24 protein-coding genes are annotated in these 24,068 nt (G+C 63.8%); 2 read left to right on the forward strand and 22 right to left on the reverse strand.

The features are described from left to right. Positions 1-2 precede the first annotated feature (2 nt). The 21 genes from ACZ1JW_RS16995 to ACZ1JW_RS17095 all read right to left on the reverse strand — a co-directional run bounded on the left by ACZ1JW_RS16995 (position 3) and on the right by ACZ1JW_RS17095 (position 20,825). Complete coding sequence (locus ACZ1JW_RS16995) at positions 3-1,598, reverse strand: ribonuclease J (protein WP_465142805.1); 1,596 nt, start codon at positions 1,596-1,598, stop codon at positions 3-5. A gap of 53 nt (positions 1,599-1,651) precedes the next feature. Continuing rightward, positions 1,652-2,434 (reverse strand): type III pantothenate kinase, encoded by a 783-nt coding sequence (locus tag ACZ1JW_RS17000; RefSeq protein ID WP_465141423.1) that lies wholly within the window; start codon positions 2,432-2,434, stop codon positions 1,652-1,654. Next, positions 2,418-3,149, reverse strand: a complete 732-nt coding sequence (locus ACZ1JW_RS17005; protein ID WP_465141424.1) for a biotin--[acetyl-CoA-carboxylase] ligase — start codon at positions 3,147-3,149, stop codon at positions 2,418-2,420. Before ACZ1JW_RS17005 ends, ACZ1JW_RS17000 begins: the two co-directional genes overlap by 17 nt. Positions 3,150-3,153: 4 nt before the next feature. Next, positions 3,154-4,617 carry an NADH-quinone oxidoreductase subunit NuoN gene (gene nuoN, locus ACZ1JW_RS17010; protein WP_465141425.1) on the reverse strand — a complete coding sequence of 488 codons (1,464 nt, stop codon included), beginning with the start codon at positions 4,615-4,617 and terminating at the stop codon, positions 3,154-3,156. Further along, the gene (locus ACZ1JW_RS17015) at positions 4,617-6,158 is read right to left on the reverse strand and encodes an NADH-quinone oxidoreductase subunit M (protein ID WP_465141426.1); all 1,542 of its coding nucleotides are present in this window, start codon (positions 6,156-6,158) and stop codon (positions 4,617-4,619) included. Before ACZ1JW_RS17015 ends, nuoN begins: the two co-directional genes overlap by 1 nt. Then, positions 6,155-8,251: an NADH-quinone oxidoreductase subunit L gene (gene nuoL / locus ACZ1JW_RS17020; protein ID WP_465141427.1), complete on the reverse strand. Its 2,097-nt coding sequence runs from the start codon at positions 8,249-8,251 to the stop codon at positions 6,155-6,157. The genes ACZ1JW_RS17015 and nuoL overlap by 4 nt, the downstream gene beginning before the upstream one ends. Before the next feature lie 4 nt (positions 8,252-8,255). Then, positions 8,256-8,561, reverse strand: coding sequence for an NADH-quinone oxidoreductase subunit NuoK (gene nuoK / locus ACZ1JW_RS17025; RefSeq protein ID WP_011445933.1), 306 nt, complete (start codon positions 8,559-8,561; stop codon positions 8,256-8,258). Continuing rightward, a complete protein-coding gene (locus ACZ1JW_RS17030; protein ID WP_465141428.1) occupies positions 8,561-9,178 on the reverse strand; it encodes an NADH-quinone oxidoreductase subunit J in 618 nt (205 codons plus the stop codon). The genes nuoK and ACZ1JW_RS17030 overlap by 1 nt, the downstream gene beginning before the upstream one ends. Before the next feature lie 12 nt (positions 9,179-9,190). Next, the gene (gene nuoI / locus ACZ1JW_RS17035; RefSeq protein WP_465141429.1) at positions 9,191-9,676 is read right to left on the reverse strand and encodes an NADH-quinone oxidoreductase subunit NuoI; all 486 of its coding nucleotides are present in this window, start codon (positions 9,674-9,676) and stop codon (positions 9,191-9,193) included. Further along, the gene (gene nuoH / locus ACZ1JW_RS17040) at positions 9,673-10,716 is read right to left on the reverse strand and encodes an NADH-quinone oxidoreductase subunit NuoH (RefSeq protein WP_465141430.1); all 1,044 of its coding nucleotides are present in this window, start codon (positions 10,714-10,716) and stop codon (positions 9,673-9,675) included. Before nuoH ends, nuoI begins: the two co-directional genes overlap by 4 nt. A 139-nt stretch (positions 10,717-10,855) precedes the next feature. Further along, positions 10,856-12,865 (reverse strand): NADH-quinone oxidoreductase subunit NuoG, encoded by a 2,010-nt coding sequence (nuoG, locus tag ACZ1JW_RS17045; protein WP_465141431.1) that lies wholly within the window; start codon positions 12,863-12,865, stop codon positions 10,856-10,858. Beyond that, the gene (nuoF, locus tag ACZ1JW_RS17050) at positions 12,865-14,163 is read right to left on the reverse strand and encodes an NADH-quinone oxidoreductase subunit NuoF (protein ID WP_465125560.1); all 1,299 of its coding nucleotides are present in this window, start codon (positions 14,161-14,163) and stop codon (positions 12,865-12,867) included. The genes nuoG and nuoF overlap by 1 nt, the downstream gene beginning before the upstream one ends. 1 nt (position 14,164) lies before the next feature. Further along, positions 14,165-14,833, reverse strand: coding sequence for a complex I 24 kDa subunit family protein (locus tag ACZ1JW_RS17055; protein ID WP_465141432.1), 669 nt, complete (start codon positions 14,831-14,833; stop codon positions 14,165-14,167). Beyond that, positions 14,826-15,023, reverse strand: a complete 198-nt coding sequence (locus ACZ1JW_RS17060; RefSeq protein ID WP_465141433.1) for a hypothetical protein — start codon at positions 15,021-15,023, stop codon at positions 14,826-14,828. The genes ACZ1JW_RS17055 and ACZ1JW_RS17060 overlap by 8 nt, the downstream gene beginning before the upstream one ends. Continuing rightward, complete coding sequence (locus ACZ1JW_RS17065) at positions 15,020-15,370, reverse strand: nuclear transport factor 2 family protein (RefSeq protein ID WP_196274640.1); 351 nt, start codon at positions 15,368-15,370, stop codon at positions 15,020-15,022. The genes ACZ1JW_RS17060 and ACZ1JW_RS17065 overlap by 4 nt, the downstream gene beginning before the upstream one ends. Continuing rightward, positions 15,367-16,578 (reverse strand): NADH-quinone oxidoreductase subunit D, encoded by a 1,212-nt coding sequence (locus tag ACZ1JW_RS17070; RefSeq protein ID WP_465125557.1) that lies wholly within the window; start codon positions 16,576-16,578, stop codon positions 15,367-15,369. The genes ACZ1JW_RS17065 and ACZ1JW_RS17070 overlap by 4 nt, the downstream gene beginning before the upstream one ends. Beyond that, positions 16,575-17,510: an NADH-quinone oxidoreductase subunit C gene (locus ACZ1JW_RS17075; RefSeq protein ID WP_465141434.1), complete on the reverse strand. Its 936-nt coding sequence runs from the start codon at positions 17,508-17,510 to the stop codon at positions 16,575-16,577. The genes ACZ1JW_RS17070 and ACZ1JW_RS17075 overlap by 4 nt, the downstream gene beginning before the upstream one ends. Before the next feature lie 13 nt (positions 17,511-17,523). Then, positions 17,524-18,069, reverse strand: coding sequence for a NuoB/complex I 20 kDa subunit family protein (locus ACZ1JW_RS17080; RefSeq protein WP_144901343.1), 546 nt, complete (start codon positions 18,067-18,069; stop codon positions 17,524-17,526). Positions 18,070-18,074: 5 nt separating this feature from the next. Next, the gene (locus tag ACZ1JW_RS17085) at positions 18,075-18,449 is read right to left on the reverse strand and encodes an NADH-quinone oxidoreductase subunit A (protein ID WP_144901345.1); all 375 of its coding nucleotides are present in this window, start codon (positions 18,447-18,449) and stop codon (positions 18,075-18,077) included. A gap of 161 nt (positions 18,450-18,610) precedes the next feature. Beyond that, a complete protein-coding gene (locus ACZ1JW_RS17090; RefSeq protein ID WP_465141435.1) occupies positions 18,611-20,044 on the reverse strand; it encodes a coniferyl aldehyde dehydrogenase in 1,434 nt (477 codons plus the stop codon). 22 nt (positions 20,045-20,066) lie between these two features. Then, positions 20,067-20,825 carry a prepilin peptidase gene (locus ACZ1JW_RS17095; protein ID WP_465141436.1) on the reverse strand — a complete coding sequence of 253 codons (759 nt, stop codon included), beginning with the start codon at positions 20,823-20,825 and terminating at the stop codon, positions 20,067-20,069. Between the two features lie 154 nt (positions 20,826-20,979). On the opposite strand from ACZ1JW_RS17095, the gene ACZ1JW_RS17100 reads away from it, so the two are divergent. Continuing rightward, complete coding sequence (locus ACZ1JW_RS17100) at positions 20,980-22,176, forward strand: acetyl-CoA C-acyltransferase (protein WP_465125553.1); 1,197 nt, start codon at positions 20,980-20,982, stop codon at positions 22,174-22,176. A 79-nt stretch (positions 22,177-22,255) separates the two neighbouring features. Here the strand turns inward: ACZ1JW_RS17100 and ACZ1JW_RS17105 are convergent, their stop codons facing one another. Then, on the reverse strand, positions 22,256-22,750 hold the full coding sequence (locus tag ACZ1JW_RS17105) for an SH3 domain-containing protein (RefSeq protein WP_465141437.1): 495 nt from the start codon (positions 22,748-22,750) through the stop codon (positions 22,256-22,258). A gap of 157 nt (positions 22,751-22,907) precedes the next feature. Between ACZ1JW_RS17105 and ACZ1JW_RS17110 the strand changes: the two genes are divergently transcribed. Next, positions 22,908-23,927 carry a 2-hydroxyacid dehydrogenase gene (locus tag ACZ1JW_RS17110; protein WP_465141438.1) on the forward strand — a complete coding sequence of 340 codons (1,020 nt, stop codon included), beginning with the start codon at positions 22,908-22,910 and terminating at the stop codon, positions 23,925-23,927. Positions 23,928-24,068 lie beyond the last annotated feature (141 nt).

Consider the following 24,068-nt stretch of genomic DNA (forward strand, 5'->3'; position numbering starts at 1 on the left):
CTTCAGCTTTCCCGCAGCAAGACCTGGACGACCGGCTTCTTGCCTGACCAGCGCTGGCCTGCCCGCCTGACCGCAAGTCGCACGGCTTCAGCCACGGCAACGCGGTCGCGCTTGCGATCACCCTTGAGCTTGCGCACGGCGTCCGCCGCTTCCACCTTGGCCTCGGCCACAAAGGCTTCCATGTCCTCGTCGAGCGGAATGCCGATTGCGCCGATGTCGATGTCCGACAGCAGCTGGCCATCATGCCGCACGGCGAGCGCGACACTGATCAACCCGTTCTGCGAAAGCTTGCGCCTTGCGACCACGCCTTCGCCATCGGCGGGCGCAATGATGTCACCGTCGAGCACAAGGCGCCCAGCGCGCTCTTCGGAAATCTTCTTCGGCCCATCAGGCGCAAGCCGGATCAGGTCACCGTTCTTCTGCAGGATCGCCTTGGGTATGCCCTCGTCGAGCCCCAACTGTGCCTGCTCGGCCATGTGGCGGATTTCGCCGTGCACCGGCACAAGGATTTCAGGCCTGATCCAATCGTACAGCGCCACCAGTTCCGGGCGACCGGGGTGACCCGAGACGTGGATCATCGACTGCTTGTCGGTCACGATCCGCACGCCCTTTTCCACCAGCGCGTTCTGGATGCGGCCTATGGCGAGTTCGTTGCCGGGAATCTGGCGGCTGGAGAACAGGACTACATCGCCCTTCTCGAGCCGCACCGGATGCTGGTCGCCCGCGATGCGCGCCAGTGCCGCGCGCGGCTCGCCCTGCCCGCCCGTGGCGAGCACGAGCAGTTCGCCGCGCGGCACGTCCATCGCGTCGTCCATATGGACCAGGTCGGGGAAGTTCTTCAGGTAACCGCAGGATTTCGCCACGCGGATGATCCGGTCGAGCGAACGCCCGGCTACGCACAGCTTGCGCCCGGTTGCCTCGGCCACTTCGCCCAGCGTCTGCAGCCGCGCCACGTTTGAGGCAAACGTCGTCACCACGACGCGCCGCCCTTTCTGCGCCCCAACAGCTTCTAACAGCCCGGCGCGCACTTCGCCTTCCGAGCCGGAAGGCTTGGGATTGAACACATTGGTTGAATCGCAAACCAGCGCGAGAATGCCCTCGTCACCAATCGCGGTGAGTTCTTCCTCGGTCGCTGGCGTGCCGATGCGCGGCTCGTCGTCCAGTTTCCAGTCGCCGGTATGGAATATCTTCCCGTGCGGCGTGTCGATCAGCAGCGCGTTGCCCTCGGCGATCGAGTGCGCGAGCGGAACGTAGCGGATGCCGAACGGCCCGAGTTCAAACCGGTCGAGATGATCGATCACGTTGAGCTCGACCTCGTCCTCGATCCCCGCCTCGACCAGCTTTTCGTGCACCAGCTTGGCAGTGAAGGGCGTGGCATAGAGCGGCACGCCAAGGTCCTGCGCAAAATAGGGCACCGCACCGATGTGGTCTTCGTGCGCATGGGTCAGCACGATGCCGACCAGATCGTCGAGCCGCTGCTCGATGAAGTCGAGATCGGCGAAAACGAGGTCGATGCCGGGATAATAGGGATCGGCAAATGTCATACCGAGATCGACCATCAGCCACTTGCCGTCACAGCAATAGAGGTTGACGTTCATCCCGATCTCGCCCGACCCACCAAGGGCGAGGAACAGCAGTTCTTTAGGTGACTTCACTGATTTGCTGCCCGCTCTGCCAGAATCGCCAGCCCGTCGAGCGTGAGATCTGTGTCCACATGATCGAAAATGTCGGTGTGATCGCCGAACAGAACGGCAAGGCCGCCGGTCGCGACCACCTTGGCCGGACGCCCGATTTCAGACCGCATCCGCGCAATCAGGCCTTCCATCATCGCCACATAGCCCCAGAACACGCCGATGTGCATCTGGTCTTCAGTATTACGCCCGATCACGCTCTTGGTCCGCGTCGGCGCTTCAATGGCAATGCGTGGCAACTTGGCCGCGGCATTGACCAGCGCATCGAGCGAGAGGTTGATCCCCGGCGCGATGATCCCGCCCTTGTAGGCCCCGTTGAAGTCGATCACGTCGAACGTCGTCGCCGTGCCGAAGTCGACCACGATCAGGTCGCCGGGATACTTGGCATGCGCGGCGATGGCATTGACCGCACGGTCTGCCCCAAGCGAACGCGGCTCATCGACGTCGGCCTCGAAGCCCCATTCAACCGGCGGTTGGCCCGCGATCAGCGGCTCAAGCTTGAAGTACTTCTGCGACAGTACCGTGAGGTTGTGCAGTGCGCGCGGCACAACGGTCGAGATCAGGATCTGCCTGACCGCCTTGGGATCGAAGCCCTGAATCTGCATGAGTTGCAGCAGCCACACCGCGTATTCGTCCGCCGTCCGGCGCGGATCGGTCGCCACGCGCCAGCGCGACTTGATCTCGCGGCCATCGAACAGCGCGAAGACGATGTTGGTATTGCCGACGTCAACCGCCAGAAGCATGGGAACCCACCATTTCTATGTCGCCCGCGTGGATGGCACGGACTGCGCCATCCGCCAAGCGCAGAAGGGCCACACCGTTCTCGTCGATCCCGGCAAACGCACCCACAATAACGCCGTGCTCGCTATCCTTGACCGATACAAGCGTCCCAGTGGGCAAGGCCCGCGCGATCCATTGCTGGCGCAGCAGTGGCCATTCGCCAAAGTGCCAGCGATCCACCGCATCGCGGAACCGCGCGGAAAGGTCAGCGGCGAAGGCGTCCCGGGTAATGGCACAGCCCAGCATCAAAAGCGATGCCGTAGCCCGATCCGGGACCACGGGCGCCTGCGCCAGATTGACGCCGATGCCGACGACGACCGCATCGCCATGCCGCTCAAGCAGAATACCCGCCAGCTTGGCTTCACCAACCAGTACATCGTTTGGCCACTTCAGCCGCAGATCAGCCAGCCCCGGCGCAATTGCGCTGACCGTCTCATGGACGGCAAGACCGGCGACGAGCGCCAGCGTCTGCGGGAGCGGATCGGAGCCGCGCAACAGCACGACGGTCGATCCCATGAAATTGCCGTAGCCGTCAGACCACACCCGCCCGGCCCGTCCGCGCCCGGCGCTCTGCCGGTCGGCTACCAGCCAGTCACCCTCGCGCAAGGCCTCTCCCCCGCCAAGGCGCGCAAGTAGCGCGCCATTGGTCGAGGGGATTTCGGCAACCGTTTCGATCAAGTGCTCAGCCGACCGGGAACAGCGCGGCAGTGGCGTAATCGGCCAGCGTGCCAAGGCACTTGGTGCCAAGGTAACCGAGCGGCGAGATCGCCAGCGTCGACAGGACAAGCAGCACCGTGTGGGATGTTTCGCCCACGCCCCTTACCTTGTCCACTGCCTCGTCGAAGTACATGACCTTGACGACCTTGAGGTAGTAGAACGCGCCGATCACCGAAGCGGCGATACCGATGGCGGCAAGCACGATCATGTCGGCCTGCACTGCGGCCTGGAACACCACGAACTTGCCCCAGAAGCCGAACAGCGGTGGAATGCCAGCAAGGCTGAACATCACCGATGCCATGGCCAGCGCGATCCACGGACGCGTCTTCGAAAGACCGGCAAGGTCCGAGATCGCCTCGACCTGCTCGCCATTCTCGTCGCGCAGCAGCAACACGGCGACGAAGCCCGCGACCGACATCGCAACATAGATCGCAAGGTAAACCAGCATCGCCGAAGCGCCTGCACGGGTCGCCGTGGCAAGCCCGATCAGGATGAAGCCGACGTTGTTGATCGAGGAATAGGCCATCAGGCGTTTGATGTTGTTCTGGCCGATCGCGCCCAGCGCACCGATCACGATCGAGAGCAGCGATGCAAAGATCACCACCTGCTGCCACGCGTGCGGCTGGCTGCCGAAAGCTTCGAAGCTGACTCGCATCAGCAGGCCGAGCGCGGAAACCTTCGAAGCCGTGGCAAAGAACGTCGTTACCGGCGTCGGCGCACCTTCATACACGTCCGGCGTCCACATGTGGAACGGCGCGGCGCTGATCTTGAAGGCAAGGCCCGCAAGCATGAAGATCACGCCGAAAGTAGCACCGGTCGAGAGCCCGCCTGCCAGCGCGGCGTTGATCCCGGCATAGCTGGTCGTACCGGTGAAGCCGTAGGTCAGGCTCATGCCAAACAGCAGGATACCCGACGCGAGCGAACCCAGCACGAAGTACTTGAGGCCCGATTCCGCCGAACGCTCGTCCGTGCGCAGCATCGATGCCATCACGTAGGAGGCAAGGCTGCTCATCTCGAGGCCGACATAAAGCGCCAGCAGGTCTCCGGCCGAGACCATCATGCCCATCCCGAGCGAAGCGAACAGCACCAGCAGCGGAAACTCCGCGCGCATCGCCCGCACCTTGTCGAAGAACGACTGCGAAACGATCAGCGTGACACCGGCCGAAGCATAGATCAGCAGCTTGGCAAAGGCGGCAAAGGCATCGGCGCGATGCTGACCACCGAAGGCCGAGACATCAGCGCCCATGAGTTGCCCCCACAGCGTGGGCGCTGTGAGGAAAGCGCAAGCGGTCAGCACGCCAACCGAGGCTATCGAGATCAGGCGCGAAGCCTTGTCGCCACCCCAGGCGGCAACGAGCAACAGGACCAGGCCCGAGATCGAGATCAGGATTTCAGGCGCGGTAAGCGCCAGCGAACGGGCGAAGTCCATCAGTGTGCCTCCCCGTGCGCGGCAGAGTGTTCAGTGTGGGCAGCAGCCATCGGCTTTCCAGCAGTAGGTTGGGCATCGCCCTTGGGCTTGGCCTGCGCCAGGCGCGCATCGAGCGCGGCAATGTCCTTGCGCATCGGCGCAATGAAGCTCTCGGGGTACACGCCCATCCACAGCACCACAGCTGCCAGCGGCACCATCATCGCCCACTCGCGCTTGTCGAGATCGAGCATCGCGGCGGCATCGGCATTCTTCTGCTCGCCATAGGCAATGCGGCGGTAGAGGTAGAGCATGTAGGCCGCACCAAGGATAATCCCCGTCGTGCAGATCAGCGCCACCCAGCTCGAGATCTGGTACACGCCGATCAGCGAGAGAAACTCGCCGACGAACCCGCTCGTCCCCGGAAGGCCGATCGAGGCCATCGTGAACAGCAGCAGGAACAGCGCGTAGTACGGCATGTTGATCGACAGCCCGCCGTAGCGCGCGATCTCACGCGTGTGCAGGCGGTCGTAGATCACGCCGACGCTGAGGAACAACGCGCCCGCAACCAGACCATGGCTGAGCATGATCAGCATCGAGCCTTCAAGGCCCTGACGGTTGAACGCGAACAGGCCGATCGTCACGATCGCCATGTGCGCGACCGACGAATAGGCGATCAGCTTCTTCATGTCGTGCTGCACCAGCGCGATCAGCGAAGTGATCACCACCGCCGCCATCGACATGCCGAAGATCAACGGTGCAAACTGAGCGGAAGCTTCGGGGAACATCGGCAGCGAGAAGCGGATGAAGCCATAGCCGCCCATCTTCAGCAGCACGCCTGCAAGGATCACCGAGCCGCCAGTGGGCGCCTGAACGTGCGCGTCGGGCAGCCAGGTGTGGACCGGCCACATCGGCATCTTCACCGCAAAGCTCGCGAAGAAGGCCAGCCACAGCCAGGTCTGCGCCTGCGCCGGGAAGTTGTAGGCCATCAGCGTCGGGATGTCGGTCGTGCCGGCCTCGTTCACCATCCAGAACATCGCGATCAGCATCAGCACCGAGCCGAGCAGCGTGTAGAGGAAGAACTTGTAGCTGGCGTAGATACGCTCAGCCCCGCCCCACACGCCGATGATCAGGTACATCGGGATCAGGCCTGCCTCGAACATGATGTAGAACAGGAACAGGTCCTGCGCCGCGAACACGCCGATCATCAGCGTTTCCATCAGCAGGAACGCTGCGTAGTATTCGCCTTGGCGCTTGTCGATCGAGGTCCAGCTGGCGCCGATGCAGATCGGCATCAGGAACACCGTCAGCGCGATCAGCAGCAGCGCGATGCCATCGATGCCGAGCTTCCACGAGAAGCCTGCGAACAGCGCCGCACTTTCAGTGAACTGCCACTGCGCACCGCCGATGTCGTAGTTCGCCCAGAGGATCACACCGAGCACGAAATCGATCAGCGTGGCGACGAGCGCGACGGAGCGCGCCTGTTCGCGCGGCACGACGAGGCAGGCCACGGCCGCTACCAGCGGCACCAGCAGCATCAGCGAGAGGATCGGAAAACCGGTCATTGTGCGATCACCCAGCTGATCGCGCCGACAAGGCCGACGAGCATGACCAGCGCATAGCTATAGAGATACCCCGACTGGAGCTTGGCGGCGGCGCGGCTGCCTTGGGCCACGACCCATGCGGCACCGTTCGGGCCGAAACGGTCGATCACGCCCTGGTCGACAACCTTCCAAAACACCCGGCCCAGCCACATCGCGGGAACCACGAAAATGGCGTGGTAGAGTTCGTCGAAGTACCACTTGTTGAGCAGGAACTTGTAGAGGAACCCGAACTGGTCGACGAAGGCCGCAGGGAACTTCGTGTTCTTGATATAGGCATACCAGGCGATGAACAGGCCGGTGGCCATCACCGCAAACGGCGCCCACTTCACCCACGTCGGCACGCCGTGCATCGCATGGAGCGTGTGTTCGGCGAACACCAGCGAACCCTTCCAGAACTCGCCCGTGCCTTCGCTGATGAACGCGTGATGGAACACGAAGCCCGCAAACACCGCGCCGAGCGAGAGCACACCGAGCGGAACCAGCATGTTCAGCGGGCTCTCGTGCGGGTGGTAGCCCGCCGTACCGTCGCTGTGCTCGTCATGGTGATGGGCATGCGCGTGGTCATCGTGGCCATGCGCATGATCGTCATGGTGATGGGCATGCGCGTGGTCATCGTGGCCATGCGCATGATCGTCATGCCCATGTGCATCGTGAACCGCGTGCTGGATATGCTCCGACTGCTCCCAGCGTGGCTTGCCGAAGAACGTCAGGAACACCAGACGCCACGAATAGAAGCTGGTCAGCAGCGCTGCGAAGATGCCGATGAAGAAGGCAAAGTGCCCCAGCTCGGTACCCTTGGCATAGGCCGCCTCGAGGATCGCGTCCTTCGAGTAGAAGCCCGCAAAGCCGAACACATCGACGATGCCGACGCCGGTAATCGCCAGCGTGCCCATCATCATCGCCCAGTAGGTCAACGGGATCTGCTTCCGCAGGCCGCCGTAGTACCGCATGTCCTGCTCATGGTGCATCGCGTGGATCACCGAGCCTGCACCGAGGAACAGCAGCGCCTTGAAGAAGGCGTGCGTGAACAGGTGGAACATCGCCGCGCCATAGGCCGAGACGCCCGCTGCGAAGAACATGTAGCCCAACTGCGAACAGGTCGAATAGGCGATCACGCGCTTGATGTCGGTCTGCGTCGTGCCAACCGTTGCCGCAAAGATGCAGGTCATCGCGCCGATGAAGGTCACGAACGACAGCGCCGTAGGGCTGACTTCGAACATCGGCGAAAGACGGCAGACCATGAACACGCCCGCGGTCACCATCGTTGCCGCGTGGATCAGCGCCGACACCGGCGTCGGGCCTTCCATCGCGTCAGGCAACCAGGTGTGCAGGCCGAGCTGCGCGGACTTGCCCATCGCGCCGATGAACAGCAGCAGGCACAGCACAGTCATCGTGTCGAAGCGAGCCCCAAGGAACCCGATGGTCGATCCAGCCATGCCGGGCGCGGCTTCGAGGATCGCCGGGATCGACACGGTGCCGAACACCAGGAACGTCCCGAAGATGCCCATCATGAAGCCAAGGTCGCCCACGCGGTTGACCACAAAGGCCTTCATCGCGGCAGCATTGGCCGAGGGCTTGCGGAACCAGAAGCCGATCAGCAGGTACGAGGCAAGGCCAACGCCTTCCCAGCCGAAGAACATCTGCACGAGGTTGTCCGCCGTCACCAGCATGAGCATGGCGAAGGTGAACAGCGAGAGGTACGCGAAGAAGCGCGGCTGATCCGGCTCCTCGCTCATGTACCCCCATGAGTACAGGTGGACGAGCGCCGAGACGCTGGTGATGACCACCAGCATGACCGCGGTCAGCGTGTCGACCCGCAGCGCCCACGAGAAGTCGAGGTCACCCGACGATACCCAGTGCAGCACCGGCGTCACGCTCGCCTCGGCAGTCCCGCCAAGGAACGAGAGGAAGATCGGCCATGACAGCGCGCACGAGATGAACAGCGCGCCGGTGGTCACGACCTTGGCCGGAACCGCGCCCAGCTTCTTGTTGCCGAGGCCCGCGATGATCGCTGCCAGAAGCGGCAGGAATACGATGATCAGGATGGAAGACATGCGCTTAGCCCTTCATCCGGTTGACATCGTCAACGGCAATCGTGCCGCGGCCACGGAAGTAGATAACGAGAATGGCAAGCCCGATCGCGGCTTCGCCCGCAGCCACCGTCAGCACGAACATCGCGAAGACCTGGCCGACGAGGTCGTGCAGGAATGCGCTGAACGCGACGAGGTTGAGGTTCACCGAAAGCAGGATCAGTTCGATCGCCATCAGGATGATGATCACGTTCTTCCGGTTGAGGAAGATGCCGAGCACGCCGAGCACGAACAGGATCGAGCTGACGACGAGATAGTGTTCGATGCCGATCATCAGATCTGGACCCCCTTGCCGATCTCAGGCTGGAGATTGATCGTCGCCTCTTCCGGACGACGCGCGTTCTGCTTCGAGACGTTCTGGCCGCGTGTCCCGCTGCGCTCACGGTGCGTCAACACAATCGCGCCGATCATGGCCACCAGCAGGACAAGGCCCGCTGCTTCGAACAGGAACAGGTAACGGGTGTAGAGCAGCGCGCCGATGGCCTGAATGTTCGACATGTCAGCGGCTTGCGCAGCCGACCCGTCAGCCTTGCCCAATGCCACGGAACCAGCACCGCGCACGATCAGGCCGACGAACAGTTCGACGAACAGCACGACCGCCAGCGCCAGCCCGAGCGGGAAGTTCTTCACGAACCCTGCGCGCAGTTCGGCAAAGTCGATGTCGAGCATCATGACCACGAACAGAAACAGCACCGCGACCGCGCCGACATAGACGATGACCAGCAGCATCGCGATGAACTCCGCGCCCACCAGCACCATCAGGCCGGCAGCGTTGAAGAACGCGAGGATCAGCCAGAGCACCGAATGCACCGGATTGCGCGCAAGGATCGTCACCGCACCGCTGAAGATGCAGAGCGTGGCGAAGAGATAGAAGGCGAATACCTGAATCATTGGCGCGGCCCCCTAGCGATACGGCGCATCGGCTTCAAGGTTCGCGGCAATCGCCCGCTCCCACTTGTCCCCGTTCGCGAGCAGCTTGGCCTTGTCGTAAAGCAGCTCCTCGCGCGTTTCGGTCGCGTATTCGAAGTTCGGCCCCTCGACGATGGCATCGACCGGGCAGGCTTCCTGGCAAAAGCCGCAGAAGATGCACTTGGTCATGTCGATATCGTAGCGCGTGGTGCGGCGGCTGCCGTCCTCACGCGGTTCGGCCTCGATCGTGATTGCCTGCGCCGGACACACCGCTTCGCACAGCTTGCACGCGATGCAGCGCTCTTCGCCGCTGGGATAACGGCGCAGCGCATGTTCACCACGGAAGCGCGGCGAAAGCGGGTTCTTCTCGAACGGGTAGTTGATGGTCGCCTTGGGCTTGAAGAGATACTTCAAGGTCAGCCAGTGCGCCTTCACGAACTCCCAAAGGGTGAAGCTCTTGATGAGCTGTCCGACGGTCATGCGAAGTGTCCGGTAGCCATGAGGTAGCCGCTGACGAGGAACACGAACAGCAGCGATACGGGCAGGAAGATCTTCCAGCCCAGGCGCATCAGCTGGTCATAGCGATAGCGCGGGACGGTCGCCTTTACCCAGCTGAAGATGAAGAAGAAGAACAGGATCTTGAGCAGCAGCCACACGAAGCCCGGCACAAGGTAGAGCACCGGAATGTCGAGCGGCGGCAGGTATCCGCCCCAGAACAGCACCGCGTTCAGCGCGCACATCAGCAGCACGTTGGCATATTCGCCGAGCCAGTAAAGCGCGAAGGCCATCGACGAGTATTCGGTCTGATAGCCCGCAACCAGCTCCGATTCCGCCTCGGTCAGGTCGAACGGTGCGCGTGCGGTTTCGGCCATGCCCGAGATCAGGAACATCACCCACATCGGGAACAGCAGCGGGTTCGCGACGAAGCCGTTGATGATCCAGACGTGGCTCTGCTGCGCCTTGACGATGTCGTTCAGGTTGAACGTCCCCGCCCACAGCACCACGCAGATCAGGATGAAGCCGATCGAGACTTCATAGGAGATCATCTGCGCCGAAGCGCGCATCGCCGAGAAGAACGGGTACTTCGAGTTGGACGACCAGCCCGCAATCACCACGCCGTAAACGCCGAGCGACGAGATCGCGAGCACGTAGAGCAGGCCGACGTTGATGTTGGCCAGCACCGCACCCGAATTGAACGGGATCACCGCCCAGGCCATCAGCGCGACGGTGAAGGTGATGATCGGCGCGATCAGGAACAGGCCCTTGTTCGCAGCCGAAGGGATGATGGTTTCCTGCAGGAACACCTTCAGACCGTCGGCGAACGACTGCAGCAGGCCAAGCGGCCCAACCACGTTCGGCCCCTTGCGCAGCGCCATCGCCGCCCAGATCTTGCGGTCGGCATAGATGATCATGGCAACGCCAAGCATCAGCGGAAATGCGATCAGCAGGATCCCGCATACGGTGGCAATGCCCCAGGCCCACTCGTACGAGAGGCCAAGGTTCTGGAAGAATTCGGTCATGCCCCCTGACCTCCAGTTTCGTCATGCTGAACTTGTTTCAGCATCCATCCCTCAACCTGCACGGATTGTGCGGTGGGGCACCATGGACCCTGAAACAAGTTCAGGGTGACGTGGCTTGTTTGGATAGCGGCGCGCACTCTCATTCGGCGGCCTCCGCAAATGTCTCACCATGCAGCAGTTCCGCCGAGCAGCGCTGCAGCGTCGGGCTGGAACGGGCGATGGCGTTGGTCAGGTAGCGGTCCTTGATCGGATAGCCCGCGATCACGCCCTCAGCCTTCGCGCCCGAAGGGGCCGAGGGCAGCGCGCCGTAATCGGCCAGACCTTCCACGCCCAGCGCCGGAACTTCAGCCACCATCGCCGCGCGAAGCTGTTCGAAGCTGTCGAAGCCGACCGAAACGCCGAGCGCATCGGCCATCGCACGCAGGATCGTCCAGTCCTCGCGGGCATCGCCCGGCGCGAACACGGCCTTCTCGGCATACTGCACGCGGCCTTCGGTGTTGACGTAAGTGCCGTCCTTCTCGCTGAACGCGGCGGCGGGCAGGATCACGTCGGCAGCATGCGCCGCCTTGTCACCATGGTGGCCGATGTGGACGATCATGGAGCCTGCAAACCTGGTGAAATCCACCTCGTCTGCGCCCAGCGAGATCACCATCTTGGGCTTGGCCGCAACCAGATCAGCAATGCCGCCAGCCTGCGCATAGCCCAGCATCAGCCCGCCCATGCGGCTCGCCGCCATGTGAAGGGCATTGAAGCCGTTCCAGCCCTCACGCACCAGATTGAACTGCTCGGCAAAGGCCAGACCAGCACCGAGCGCGCCCTTGCCGAGAGCCGCACCGCCCAGAATGATCGCAGGCTTCTGCGCCGCACCGAACACATCGCTGACTTCGGCAGGCAGGTTGCCCAGCACCGCCAGATCGTCGCCGAGGAACGTCGCCGGATAGGTCGGGTCCCACTGCGGGCCGACCACGAACACTTTCGCGCCCTTCTTCACCGCCTTGCGCAGGCGGGTGTTGAGCAGCGGCGCTTCGTCGCGGATCATCGAACCCACGATCAGCACCGCGTCCGCATCCTCGATGCCAGCCAGGCCCGAGTTGAAGTTCACCGCCGCAAGGTTCGACGTGTCATAGGCCAGACCCGTCTGACGGCCCTCGAGCAGCGTCGACCCCAGAGCCCCTGCCAGCTTCTTGGCCGCAAACATCGTCTCGCAATCGACCAGATCGCCCGCGATCACCGCCACCGACGAGCCTGGATTGATCTTCGCGACAGCCTCGAACGCCTCGGCCCAGGTCGCGGCAACCAGCTTGCCGTCACGGCGCAGCCACGGCTTGTCGAGGCGGCGGCGGGTCAGCCCGTCAACCATGTAGCGGCCACGGTCGGACAGCCATTCCTCGTTCACGTCGTCGTTCACGCGCGGCAGGATGCGCAGCACTTCGCGGCCACGGCTGTCGAGCCGGATGTTCGAACCCAGCGCGTCCGAAACGTCGATCGACAGCGTCTTCTTCAGCTCCCACGGACGCGCTTCGAACGCATAGGGGCGGCTGGTCAGCGCGCCGACCGGGCACAGGTCGATCACGTTGGCCGAAAGCTCGTGCGCCGCAGCCTTTTCCAGATAGGTGGAAATCTGCATCGTCTCGCCGCGATAGAGCGCGCCGATCTCGTCCACGCCCGCCACTTCCTCGCTGAAGCGCACGCAGCGGGTGCAATGGATGCAGCGCGTCATCGTCGTCTTGATGAGCGGGCCCATGTACTTCTCGGTCACCGCGCGCTTGTTCTCGTGATAGCGCGAAGCGCCGCGGCCATAGGCGACGGACTGGTCCTGCAGGTCGCACTCGCCGCCCTGATCGCAGATCGGGCAATCGAGCGGGTGGTTGATGAGGAGAAACTCCATCACCCCTTCCCGCGCCTTCTTGACCATCTCGCTGTCGGTGCGGATTTCCTGGCCCTCGGTAGCGGGCAGCGCGCACGAAGCCTGCGGCTTGGGCGGCCCCGGCTTCACTTCGACCAGACACATGCGGCAATTGCCCGCAATGCTCAGCCGCTCATGATAGCAGAAGCGCGGGATTTCCTTGCCGGCCAACTCGCACGCCTGCAGGACAGTAGCGCCTGCGGGGACTTCGAGCTCTACGCCGTCGACTTTGACTTTAGGCATTATTCTGCTGCCTCTGACAGTGCTGGCCGAGCGTTCTCGGCAATCCGGCGCTCGATCTCAGGGCGGAAGTGCTTGATCAGGCCCTGGATCGGCCAGGCGGCCGCATCACCCAGAGCGCAGATGGTGTGGCCTTCGACCTGCTTGGTCACGTTGAACAGCATGTCGATTTCCTCGACCTCTGCATCGCCGGTGCGCAGGCGTTCCATCACGCGCCACATCCAGCCAGTACCTTCGCGGCACGGCGTGCACTGGCCGCAGCTTTCATGCTTGTAGAAGTACGAAAGGCGGCTGATCGCGCGGACGATGTCGGTGGACTTGTCCATGACAATGACCGCTGCGGTGCCAAGGCCCGAGCCCAGCGCGCGAAGACCATCGAAGTCCATCGGCGCGTCCCAGATCTCGGCCGCCGGAACCAGCGGAACCGACGAGCCGCCGGGGATCACGGCGAGCAGGTTGTCCTTGCCGCCACGGATGCCACCGCAGTGCTTCTCGATCAGCTCGCTGAACGGGATGCTCATCTCTTCCTCGACCACGCAGGGCCGGTTCACGTGGCCGCTGATCTGGAAGAGCTTGGTGCCCTTGTTGTTCTCGCGACCGAACGAGGAGAACCACGAAGCGCCGCGACGCAGGATCGTCGGCGCAACCGCGATCGATTCCACGTTGTTGACCGTGGTCGGGCAGCCATAGAGGCCCGCGCCTGCCGGGAACGGCGGCTTGAGACGGGGCTGGCCCTTCTTGCCTTCGAGGCTTTCGATCATCGCGGTCTCTTCACCGCAGATATAGGCGCCCGCGCCGCGATGCACGAAGACGTCGAAATCGTAGCCCGAGCCGGAAGCGTTCTTGCCGATCAGGCCGGCGTCATAGGCCTCCTGCACGGCGGCGAACAGCGTCTCGGCCTCGCGGATGTATTCGCCGCGAATGTAGATGTAGGCAGCGCGCGCGCGCATCGCATAGCCTGCGATCAGCGCGCCTTCGATCAGCTTGTGCGGGTCGTGGCGGATGATCTCGCGGTCCTTGCACGAACCGGGTTCGGATTCGTCGGCGTTGATCACCAGGAAGCTCGGACGGCCATCCTTCGATTCCTTGGGCATGAACGACCACTTCATGCCGGTGGGGAAGCCCGCACCGCCACGGCCGCGCAGGCCCGAGGCCTTGATTTCCTCGATGATCGCGTCCTGCCCGCGCTCCATCAGGGCCTTGGTGTTGTCCCAGTCCCCGCGCGCCCTCGCGGCAGCAAGGTTCCACGGCTGGAAGCCGTAGACGTTGGTGAAGATGCGATCCTTGTCCTGAAGGGCCATCTTACCACTCCCCTCGGTAATCGTGGTTGGCGTCAACCATCGCCGTCAGGTTGCTGAGCGCCCCCGCCGGCTCCACCGTGTGGCGCCCCGGCAGCTGCGTGCCGGTCTTCGGCTGCTTGCCCGCGGCCAGCTCGTCAAGGATGCGCTCCATGTCGGCGGCGGTGAGGTCTTCGTAATTGTCGTCGTTGATCTGGACCATCGGGGCCGAGGCGCAGTTGCCCATGCACTCGACTTCGGTCAGCGTGAACATGCCGTCCGCCGTGGTGTGGCCCTTCTTCAGGCCCTTGCCCTTGCAGGCGGCCATGATGTCGTCCGACCCGCGCAGCATGCACGGCGTGGTGCCGCAGACCTGCACGTGGAAGCGGCCGATCGGGGCGATGTTGTACATCGTATAGAACGTCGCCACCTCGACCACGCGGATCACCGGCATGTCGAGGTACTTGGCCACGTATTCCATCACCGGGATCGGCAGCCAGCCCTGCGTGTTAAGCTCAGCCCCCACCTGACGCTGCGCCAGATCGAGCAGCGGCATCACTGCCGAGCGCTGACGCCCCGCCGGATAGCGCGCGACGATGACCTTGGCCTGCTCGGCATTCTCGGGCGTCCACGCAAAGCCGCCCCAGCGGGCGCGCAGTTCGGGGCTGTCCGGTTCGATAAAGCGATCAGCCATTGCTCCGCCCCCGCTTGATCAGGATGTCCTGCGCATAGTGGAACAGCTCGAACCCACCGATGGCGGCGATCAGCATCGGCAGCGTCTCGGTCGCCTTCGCGCCAAGATACAGTTCGCCAAAGTACCATGCGGCGAGCGCGAGGCCCGTCAGCATGGCCCACAGGCGCATGAGGTCAAACGTGGACTTCACCGGATAAACTCCACCCGAGAGCACTTGTCGCCCTCGAAAGAATAGACTGCGATCACGTCGAAAGGCTCGACCAGTGCCGAACCATCGGTGGCGGGGCCGCGCGTCACATGCTCGCGCATCAGCACGTAGTTGCCGATGGCCTGAGCCTCGACGATCTCGGCATGGTTCTGCGGCCAACGCGCAAACGCGGCGGCAAGGCCCGAACGCGTGCCCTCCTTGCCCTCACGCACCACATCCCCGCGATAGTTCGCCTCGCAGGCATCGTCGGTCATGTACGAGACGTAGGTATCCACGTCCTGCGCGTTGTAGGCGGCAATCATGGCCTTGGCGGTTTCGAGGTTGCTCACCGGTCGCACTCCCCGAACACCACGTCGATCGCGCCGATGATCGCGGTCACGTCGGGCAGCATGTGGCCGACGCTCATGAAGTCCATCGCCTGAAGGTGGCTGAACGCAGTCGGGCGGATCTTGCAGCGGTACGGCTTGTTGCTTCCGTCCGAGATCAGATAGACGCCGAACTCGCCCTTGGGGCTCTCGGTCGCGACATAGACTTCACCCGCCGGAACGTGGAAGCCTTCGGTGTAGAGCTTGAAGTGATGGATCAGCGCTTCCATCGACTGCTTCATCTCGGCGCGCTTGGGCGGGACAACCTTGCGGTCGGTGCTGGCAACGGGGCCTTCGGGCATTTCAGCAATGCACTGGCGCATGATGCGGGCCGACTGGCGCACTTCTTCCACGCGGACCATGAAGCGATCATAGCAATCGCCATTTGTGCCCACGGGCACGGCAAAGTCCATGCGGTCGTATACGTCGTAGGGCTGGCTCTTGCGCAGGTCCCACGGAATGCCCGAGCCACGGATCATCGGGCCGGAGAAGCCCCAGCGCAGCGCGTCTTCCTTGGAGACGATAGCGATGTCGACATTGCGCTGCTTGAAGATGCGGTTGTCGACAACGAGGCTCATTGCGTCCTCGAACAGCGGGAACAGACGCTCGTCGATCCAGTCCGCCATGTCGGTCAGCAGCTTGAGTGGTACGTCCTGGTGCACGCCGCCGGGGCGGAACCAAGCCGAGTGCATGCGCGCGCCCGATGCGCGCTCGAAGAAGTTGAGGCAGTCCTCGCGGATTTCGAACAGCCACAGGTTCGGCGTCATCGCGCCGACGTCCATGACGTGCGAACCGAGGTTGAGCATGTGGTTGCAGATGCGGGTCAGCTCGGCAAACAACACGCGCAGGTACTGCGCCCGCAGCGGAACCTCGATGTTCAGCAGCTTTTCGACCGCCAGCACATAGGAGTGCTCCATGCCGAGCGGCGAACAGTAGTCGAGCCGATCAAAGTACGGCAGCGCCTGCAGGTAGGTCTTGTGCTCGATCAGCTTCTCGGTGCCGCGATGCAGCAGGCCGACGTGCGGATCGATGCGCTCGATGATCTCGCCGTCAAGCTCCATCACCATGCGCAGCACGCCGTGCGCTGCCGGGTGCTGAGGCCCGAAGTTGATCGTGTAGTTGGTGATGACCTCGTCGCCGGTGGTCGGCGACTGTTCGAGGCTCAGGCTCATGCGCCTTCTCCATCGGTCTTCTTCGCGCGCGTCCGCTTGGGCTTGTCGGCCGGTTCGGTCGCGCCTTCGGTGTCGGCCACCTTCTTCGCGCGCGGCTTCTTCGCCGGGCGATCTTCGGTCGGCTCGGGCGCAGCAGGCTCGTCGGTCTTGCTCACGGCAGGCGCCGCCGCTTCGGCAACCGGCTTCGCGGCAGCGTCGTTGGCCTTATCGCCAGCGCCGGTGTCGGCCTTGCTCTCGGTCGTCTTCGGCACGTCGGCCTTAGGATCGCCCTTGGTGTCCGGCTTGGTCGCCACCGGTGCAGGTGCGGGCGGCGGCGTTGCAGCCTTCTCGTCACCCGGCAGCACGTAGTCGGCACCTTCCCACGGGCTCATGAAGTCAAACTGGCGAAGGTCCTGCGCCAGTTGCACCGGCTCATAGACCACGCGCTTGTCTTCTTCCGAATAGCGCAGCTCGACATAGCCGGTCAGCGGGAAGTCCTTACGGAACGGGTGACCCTGGAAGCCGTAGTCGGTCAGGATGCGGCGCAGGTCCGGATTGCCCGCGAACAGCACGCCGAACATGTCGTAGACTTCCCGCTCATACCAGCCGGCGTTCGGCCAGAGCGTCGTCACGGTCGGCACCGGCGTCGTCTCGTCGGTCGAAACCTTCACGATCACGCGGTGGTTTTTCGTCACCGAAAGCAGGCAATAGCAGACGTCGAAGCGCTCGGCGCGCTGCGGATAGTCGACGCCCGCGATGTCCATCAGCTGCTGGTATTCGTGCTGGTCGCGCAGCAGGCGCAGGGCACCCTCGACGCTGTCACGCGCGACGGTCAACAGGATTTCGCCATGCTCTTCGTCAGCCGAAACCAGCATCGCGCCGAGCGCAGCCGCCAGCGCATCCTTCACGCCCTCGTTCGAGGACCAGCGCGGCGCGGAGTGGAGAACGGTCATTGTTCCTTGCTCCTCAGCGCTCGATCGTGCCGGCGCGGCGGATCTTCCGCTGCAGCTGCATCACGCCATAGAGCAGCGCTTCGGCGGTCGGCGGGCAGCCGGGGACATAGATGTCCACCGGCACGATGCGATCGCAGCCGCGCACCACCGAATAGCTGTAGTGGTAATAGCCGCCGCCGTTGGCGCACGAACCCATCGAGATCACATACTTGGGGTCCGACATCTGGTCGTAGACCTTGCGCAGCGCCGGGGCCATCTTGTTGCACAGCGTGCCGGCCACGATCATCACGTCCGACTGGCGCGGAGAGGCGCGCGGGGCAACGCCGAAGCGCTCCATGTCGTAGCGGGGCATGTTGACGTGGATCATCTCGACCGCGCAGCAGGCGAGCCCGAAGGTCATCCACCACAGCGAGCCGGTGCGGGCCCACTGGAACAGTTCCTCGGTGCTGGTGACGAGGAAGCCCTTGTCGTTGACCTCGGCATTGAGGCTGTCGAAAAACGCCTGATCGGGCGCGGCAACCGCACCCTGATTTGCGGTGATGAGGGGAGACGTGGCCATGTTGCTCATTCCCAGTCCAGCGCGCCCTTCTTCCAGGCATAGATGAAGCCGATCACCAGTTCGCCGAGGAAGACCATCATGGTCGTCCACCCGGCCCAACCGGTTTCCTTCAGGCTTACCGCCCAGGGAAACAGGAACGCGGCTTCGAGATCGAAGATGATGAACAGGATCGCGACGAGATAGAACCGCACGTCAAACTGGCTGCGCGGATCTTCGAACGCGGGAAAGCCGCATTCATACTCGCTCAGCTTCTCGGCATTCGGATTGTGAGCCCCCGTCAGGCGCGAAACGCCCATGGGAAGGAACACGAACGCCGATGAAAGTGCCAGGGCGATCCCGAGAAAGATCAGGATCGGCAGGTATTGAGACAGATCGACCAAAGGGCTGACTCGCGAAGCTGCAGGTTCGGGTGCGCCCTAGTCCCGACAGCGCGCCTGCGCAAGTGGTGTGCAATGCGGTAAGGGCGGATTTGCCCTTCCTTTTCGCCCAGACCTGATCGACCCGGCACCGGGTTGCAGCCGAGCGAATTCGTATGTGTCGCTTACTTCAGCTGCATCTTGAGCGTCCGCGCCGTCGCAGCGCCGTAAGGTGGCTTGAGTCCTGCGATCTTGGCCAGATCGATCTTCGGCTGGCTGTAGACTGCGCGCGCATGGCTAAACGAGCGGAAGCCCTCGACGCCATGGTAGCTCCCCATCCCCGAAGGCCCCACCCCGCCGAACGGCAGATCGTCGGCCGAGACATGAAAAATAACATCGTTGACGGTCACCCCGCCCGAGATCGTCCGCGTCAGCACCGTCTCGCGCTCACCTGAATCCTCGCCGAAGTAATAGAGCCCCAGCGGCCGGTCATGCGCGTTGATATAGTCGATGGCCTGATCGATCGAGCGATAGGTTTTCACCGGAAGCACCGGCCCGAAAATCTCGTCCTGCATGACCTTCATGTCGTCGGTCACGTTCCTGAGGATCGTCAGCGGCAGCTTGTTGCCATTCGATCCCTCGAAGTTCTCGTTCCCCGGATTGACCACGATGGCCTCGGCTCCCTTGGCCACGGCATCATCCACCAGCCCGACCAGCCGGTCACGGTGCCGCCGGTTGATCACCGAGGTATAGTCGTCATTCGCCAGCAGCGTCGGATACATCTGCGTCACGCTCGCCTGCACTGCGCCGATGGCCTTGTGCTCCAGTTCTTCGGGAACGAGCATGTAGTCCGGCGCAAGGCAGATCTGGCCTGCGTTCATCATCTTGCCCAGCGCGATCCGCTCCGCCGCCTTCGCAACGTCTGCGCTGCGCCCAAGGATCGTCGGCGATTTGCCGCCCAGTTCCAGCGTCACCGGCACCAGATTGTCCGCCGCCGCATGGAGCACGTGCTTGCCGATCGAGGTCGCCCCGGTGAACAGCAGGTGATCGAAGGGCAGCGAGCAGAAGTCTTGGCCCGTCTGCGGCCCTCCGAGAATCACGGCCACCTCATCCTCGCCAAAGAACTTCGGGAACAGCTCGGCCATCAGCTCCGAAGTGCGCTCGGTAAACTCGCTGGGCTTGAGCATCGCACGGTTCCCCGCTGCAAAGGCCTGCGCCAGCGGCCCCATCGTCAGCCCGACCGGAAAGTTCCACGGAGCGACGATCCCGATCACGCCCTTGGGCTCGTAACGGACCTCGGCCCGCGCCCCCAGAAGGTTCAGCGGGAAGTTCACATGCCGCTTCTCCGGCTTGCTCCACCCCTTCATCCGCTTCTGCGAATAGCGGATCAGGCTCATCGAGGGCATCACGTCGGTCAGCATCGACTGCTCGTGGCTGCGATGGCCGAAATCGGCGCTCATCGCCCGCGCGAAGTCCTCGCCATGCTCCAGCATCATCCGCGCGCAGCGTTCAAGCCGGTCGTGCCGGGTAGAGAGCGGTTCCGGCCGCGCCGCCGTGAAGGCCTCGCGCTGCTTGCCCAGCGCCGCCATCATCTCGTCGCGCGCAGTTTCCTTGAGCATTCCTGACTCCCCCCGAATCGCCTCATCCCAGCCCCTGCAGCAGGAACAGCGGCCATGCCGTAGCGGCAAGGCAGGTCCCCAGCGGCAGTGCCGTTTCGGCATCGATCTTACGCTTGCTTACAAGCATGACAATAGCCGCCGCGATCCCCAGAATGCTCGCTCCAAGCATCGTCTCGACCACGCCCAGAGGTCCCAGCCACAGCCCGATTGCACCCAGTAGTGGCGGATCGCCCGACCCCATGCCCTCACGCCCCCTTGCCTTCAGATAGAATCGCGCGATCAGCCACAGCATCAGGAACCCGAGCGCACCTCCCCCCGCAGCAATCTGCACGGGCCCCACATCCTGCGCGAACCACGCCCGCGCCAGCACGACCAGCGCACCACTCCCCGCCAGCACAGCAACAAGCGCGCGCGGCAGCCACAGATGGCGCAGATCGAGCAATGCCAGCAGCAGCAGTTGCCAGCCCAGCAACATGGCCGCGAGCACCAGCCCCTCACGCGCCACCAGCACCGCGCCCATGCCCACCGCCGCACCGCCAAGCTCGCAGGCCAGTTGCCATCCGCCGATCCGCGCCCCGCAGGCCCTGCACTTGCCCCGCTGCGCCAGCCACGAGAGGACCGGCACCAATTCCACCACCGTCAAAGCCTTGCCGCACCCGTCGCAGGCCGAGCGCCCCGTCACCACCGAGCGCCCTTCCGGCAAGCGCACCAGCGCCGCGCCAAGGAAGCTGCCGACAATCGCTCCCAGAACGGATGCACCTATCAGCGCAATTCCGGGCAACGGCGGCGAAAATGCGGCTCCAAGCATCCGTTCTACCAATGCCCCATTTGCGTTCGCTGCACTGCAGCACTATGTAGCGGCGGAAAGTCGGGCGCTTGCAAGCCCGCCCATCAGCGCCCGGACACAAGGGCCAAACGCAAAGGACAGTCAAGCCATGGCACAGTTCTCGTCCGCCGATCCCGTTGTCATCCTGTCCTACGCCCGCACCCCGATGGGCGCGATGCAGGGCTCGCTCGCCGATGTCGCCGCCACCGATCTCGGCGCCACCGCCGTCAAGGCCGCTGTCGAGCGCGCGGGCGTCGCACCCGAAAGCATCGAGCGCATCTACATGGGCTGCGTCCTGCCCGCAGGCCTCGGCCAGGCCCCTGCCCGTCAGGCCGCGATCAAGGCTGGCCTGCCCAAGTCGGTGCAGGCGACCACGGTGAACAAGGTCTGCGGCTCGGGCATGCAGACGATCATCATGGGTGCCGAAGCCCTCGCCTCGGGCAGCGTCGACGTCGTCGTCGCCGGTGGCATGGAATCGATGACCAACGCCCCCTACCTGCTCAAGAAGCACCGCTCGGGCGCCCGCATCGGCCATGACACCGCCTACGACCACATGTTCCTCGATGGCCTCGAAGACGCCTACGAAGCCGGTCGCGCCATGGGCACCTTCGCGCAGGACACCGCAAACGCCTACCAGCTGACCCGCGAACAGCAGGACACCTACACCGTCGAATCGCTGCGCCGCGCTCAGACGGCCGTTGCCGATGGCACTTTCAAGGACGAGATCGCGCCGGTCACCGTGAAGACCCGCGCGGGCGAAGTCACCGTCGATACCGACGAAGCCCCCGGCAAGGGCCGCCCTGACAAGATCCCGTCGCTCAAGCCCGCCTTCGCCAAGGACGGCACGATCACCGCCGCCACCTCGTCGTCGATCTCCGACGGTGCTGCTGCTGTCGTCCTCGCCCGTGAAAGCGTCGCCAAGGCTGCAGGCCTGACGCCCGTCGCCAAGGTCATTGCCCTTGCCGCCCACGCGCAGGAGCCCAAGGACTTCACTGTCGCCCCGGTCGGTGCGATCAAGAAGGTTCTCGACAAGGCGGGCTGGTCCATTGCCGATGTTGACCTGTTCGAAGTCAACGAAGCCTTCGCCTGCGTCGCCATGTTCGCGATGCACGATCTCGGCATCCCGCACGAGAAGATCAACGTTCACGGCGGCGCCACCGCTCTGGGCCACCCGATCGGAGCTTCGGGCACCCGCATCGTCACCACCCTGATCGCCGCGCTCAAGAAGCACGGCCTCAAGAAGGGCGTCGCCAGCCTCTGCATCGGCGGCGGCGAAGCAACCGCATTGGCTGTCGAACTCGTCTGACGGCAAGCGCATCGCACAAAAAACGAAAACCCCGGTCGCAAGGCCGGGGTTTTTCGTTTCAAGCCATGTCGCTCGATCGTCAGGGCTGCCCTGCACCCCAAACCGCACCGGCGCGGATAAAGCCTTTGCGTCCGTCGACATCGAACGCACACCATCCGGCCTTGCAATCGCCGATCCTGCCCATGACGCCGGGCGCCACGCGCCACAGTAGCCGCCCCGTGCCGTCCTTGTTCTCGCGCAGCGCAGTAATGCTGCCCTTCACGATACCCGTGCGTTCGCGGCTTAGGAACTGCTGCAGCACCCAGCCGCGCGCGCCATCCGGGTCTTCTACCAGTCGCCAGCCGCCCATCACGCGCAGCACCTTCATCGGCACGCCCTTGCGCGTGTAGGTCCAGTTGATGCGGTATTCGCGCCCCGGTCCGACGCGCATGTTGGCCGTGTCCTTGCGGGTGGAGACCCAGTACGGCACGCCATCGTCATCCTCCTGCGCATGGAGCGTGCCGGCAGGGCCGATTGCCATGGAAACGAGGATTGCACTAACGACGGCAAGAAACCGGGCGTAACTCTTGGTCATAAGCCAGCCGTCGCAAAAATGTAGCCGAAGAGCAACACCGCATAGCCTCCTGTCCACTATCGCCTGTCCACTATCGACCGTCCATCATGACCCCTGATTGCGTCCGGACCCTGGCACCGCTTGACCGGTGGCGGTCCGCAGGCCTAGCTTCTCCCCCATGCCCAGTTCCGCCGACTATCGCCCGACCCGCCGCGTCGAAGGCATTCCCCGCGTCGTCGTCACCCGCCGTCTCCTGCCCGAGACGGAAGCACGCATGAGCGAATTGTTCGACGTCACGCTCAGCGCAGACGACCGCGCCATGAGTCGCGAGCAGCTTGTCGCGGCCATGCAGACGGCACACGTTCTCGTTCCCACGGTGACCGACCGGATTGACGCCGCGATGATCGCTGAAGCCGGCCCGCAACTCGGCCTGATTGCAAACTTCGGGGCCGGGACCGAACACATCGACCTTTCCGCCGCCCGCGCCCGCAAGATCATCGTGACCAACACCCCAGGCGTGTTCACCGACGATACCGCCGACATGACCATCGCGCTGATCATCTCCGTCGCACGCCGCCTCAACTATGGCGGACGGACGTTGCGCGCGGGCAAATGGGAAGGCTGGGCCCCCTCGACCATGCTCGGGCACCGCATCGCCGGCAAGACTCTGGCCATCGTCGGCATGGGCCGCATCGGACAGGCCGTGGCCCACCGCGCCCGCGCCTTCGGCCTCAACGTCGTCTATCACAGCCGCCACCGCTTGCCCGAAGCGCTCGAAACCATGTTCGGTGCCCGCTTTGAGCCCGACCTCGACACCCTTGTCGCCGAAGCCGACATCCTCACCCTGCACTGCCCCGCCACGCCTGAAACGCACCACATGATCGACGCGCGGCGCATCGCGCTGATGAAGCCCGAGGCCTATCTGGTGAACACCGCGCGCGGCACGCTGGTCGAGGAAGAGGCACTGATCCAGGCGCTCGTCGAAGGACGCATCGGTGGCGCAGGCCTCGATGTTTTCGAACACGAACCACAGGTCGATGCCCGCCTGCTCGCGCACCACAACGTTGCGATCCTGCCGCACATGGGCAGTGCCACATTCGAAGGTCGGCAGGCTTCGGGCGACAAGGTCATCGCAAATATCCGCTTCTGGGCGGACGGCCACCGCCCGCCCGATCAGGTGCTTGAGGGTCTCGTCTGAAGCCTTGCGGCGGTCAGATTCCAAACCCGTTCGTCGCATTTCGCACAACAAACGTTTGCGCCCATGCTTGTGCGCTGCCGCATTGTTGCTTTAAGGCCGCTCCCGGAGAGTATCTGGCACGGGTTGCCCCGTGCGAGGGGG

It is taken from the genome of Novosphingobium sp. BL-A-28-Hi1-0D (assembly GCF_055521755.1).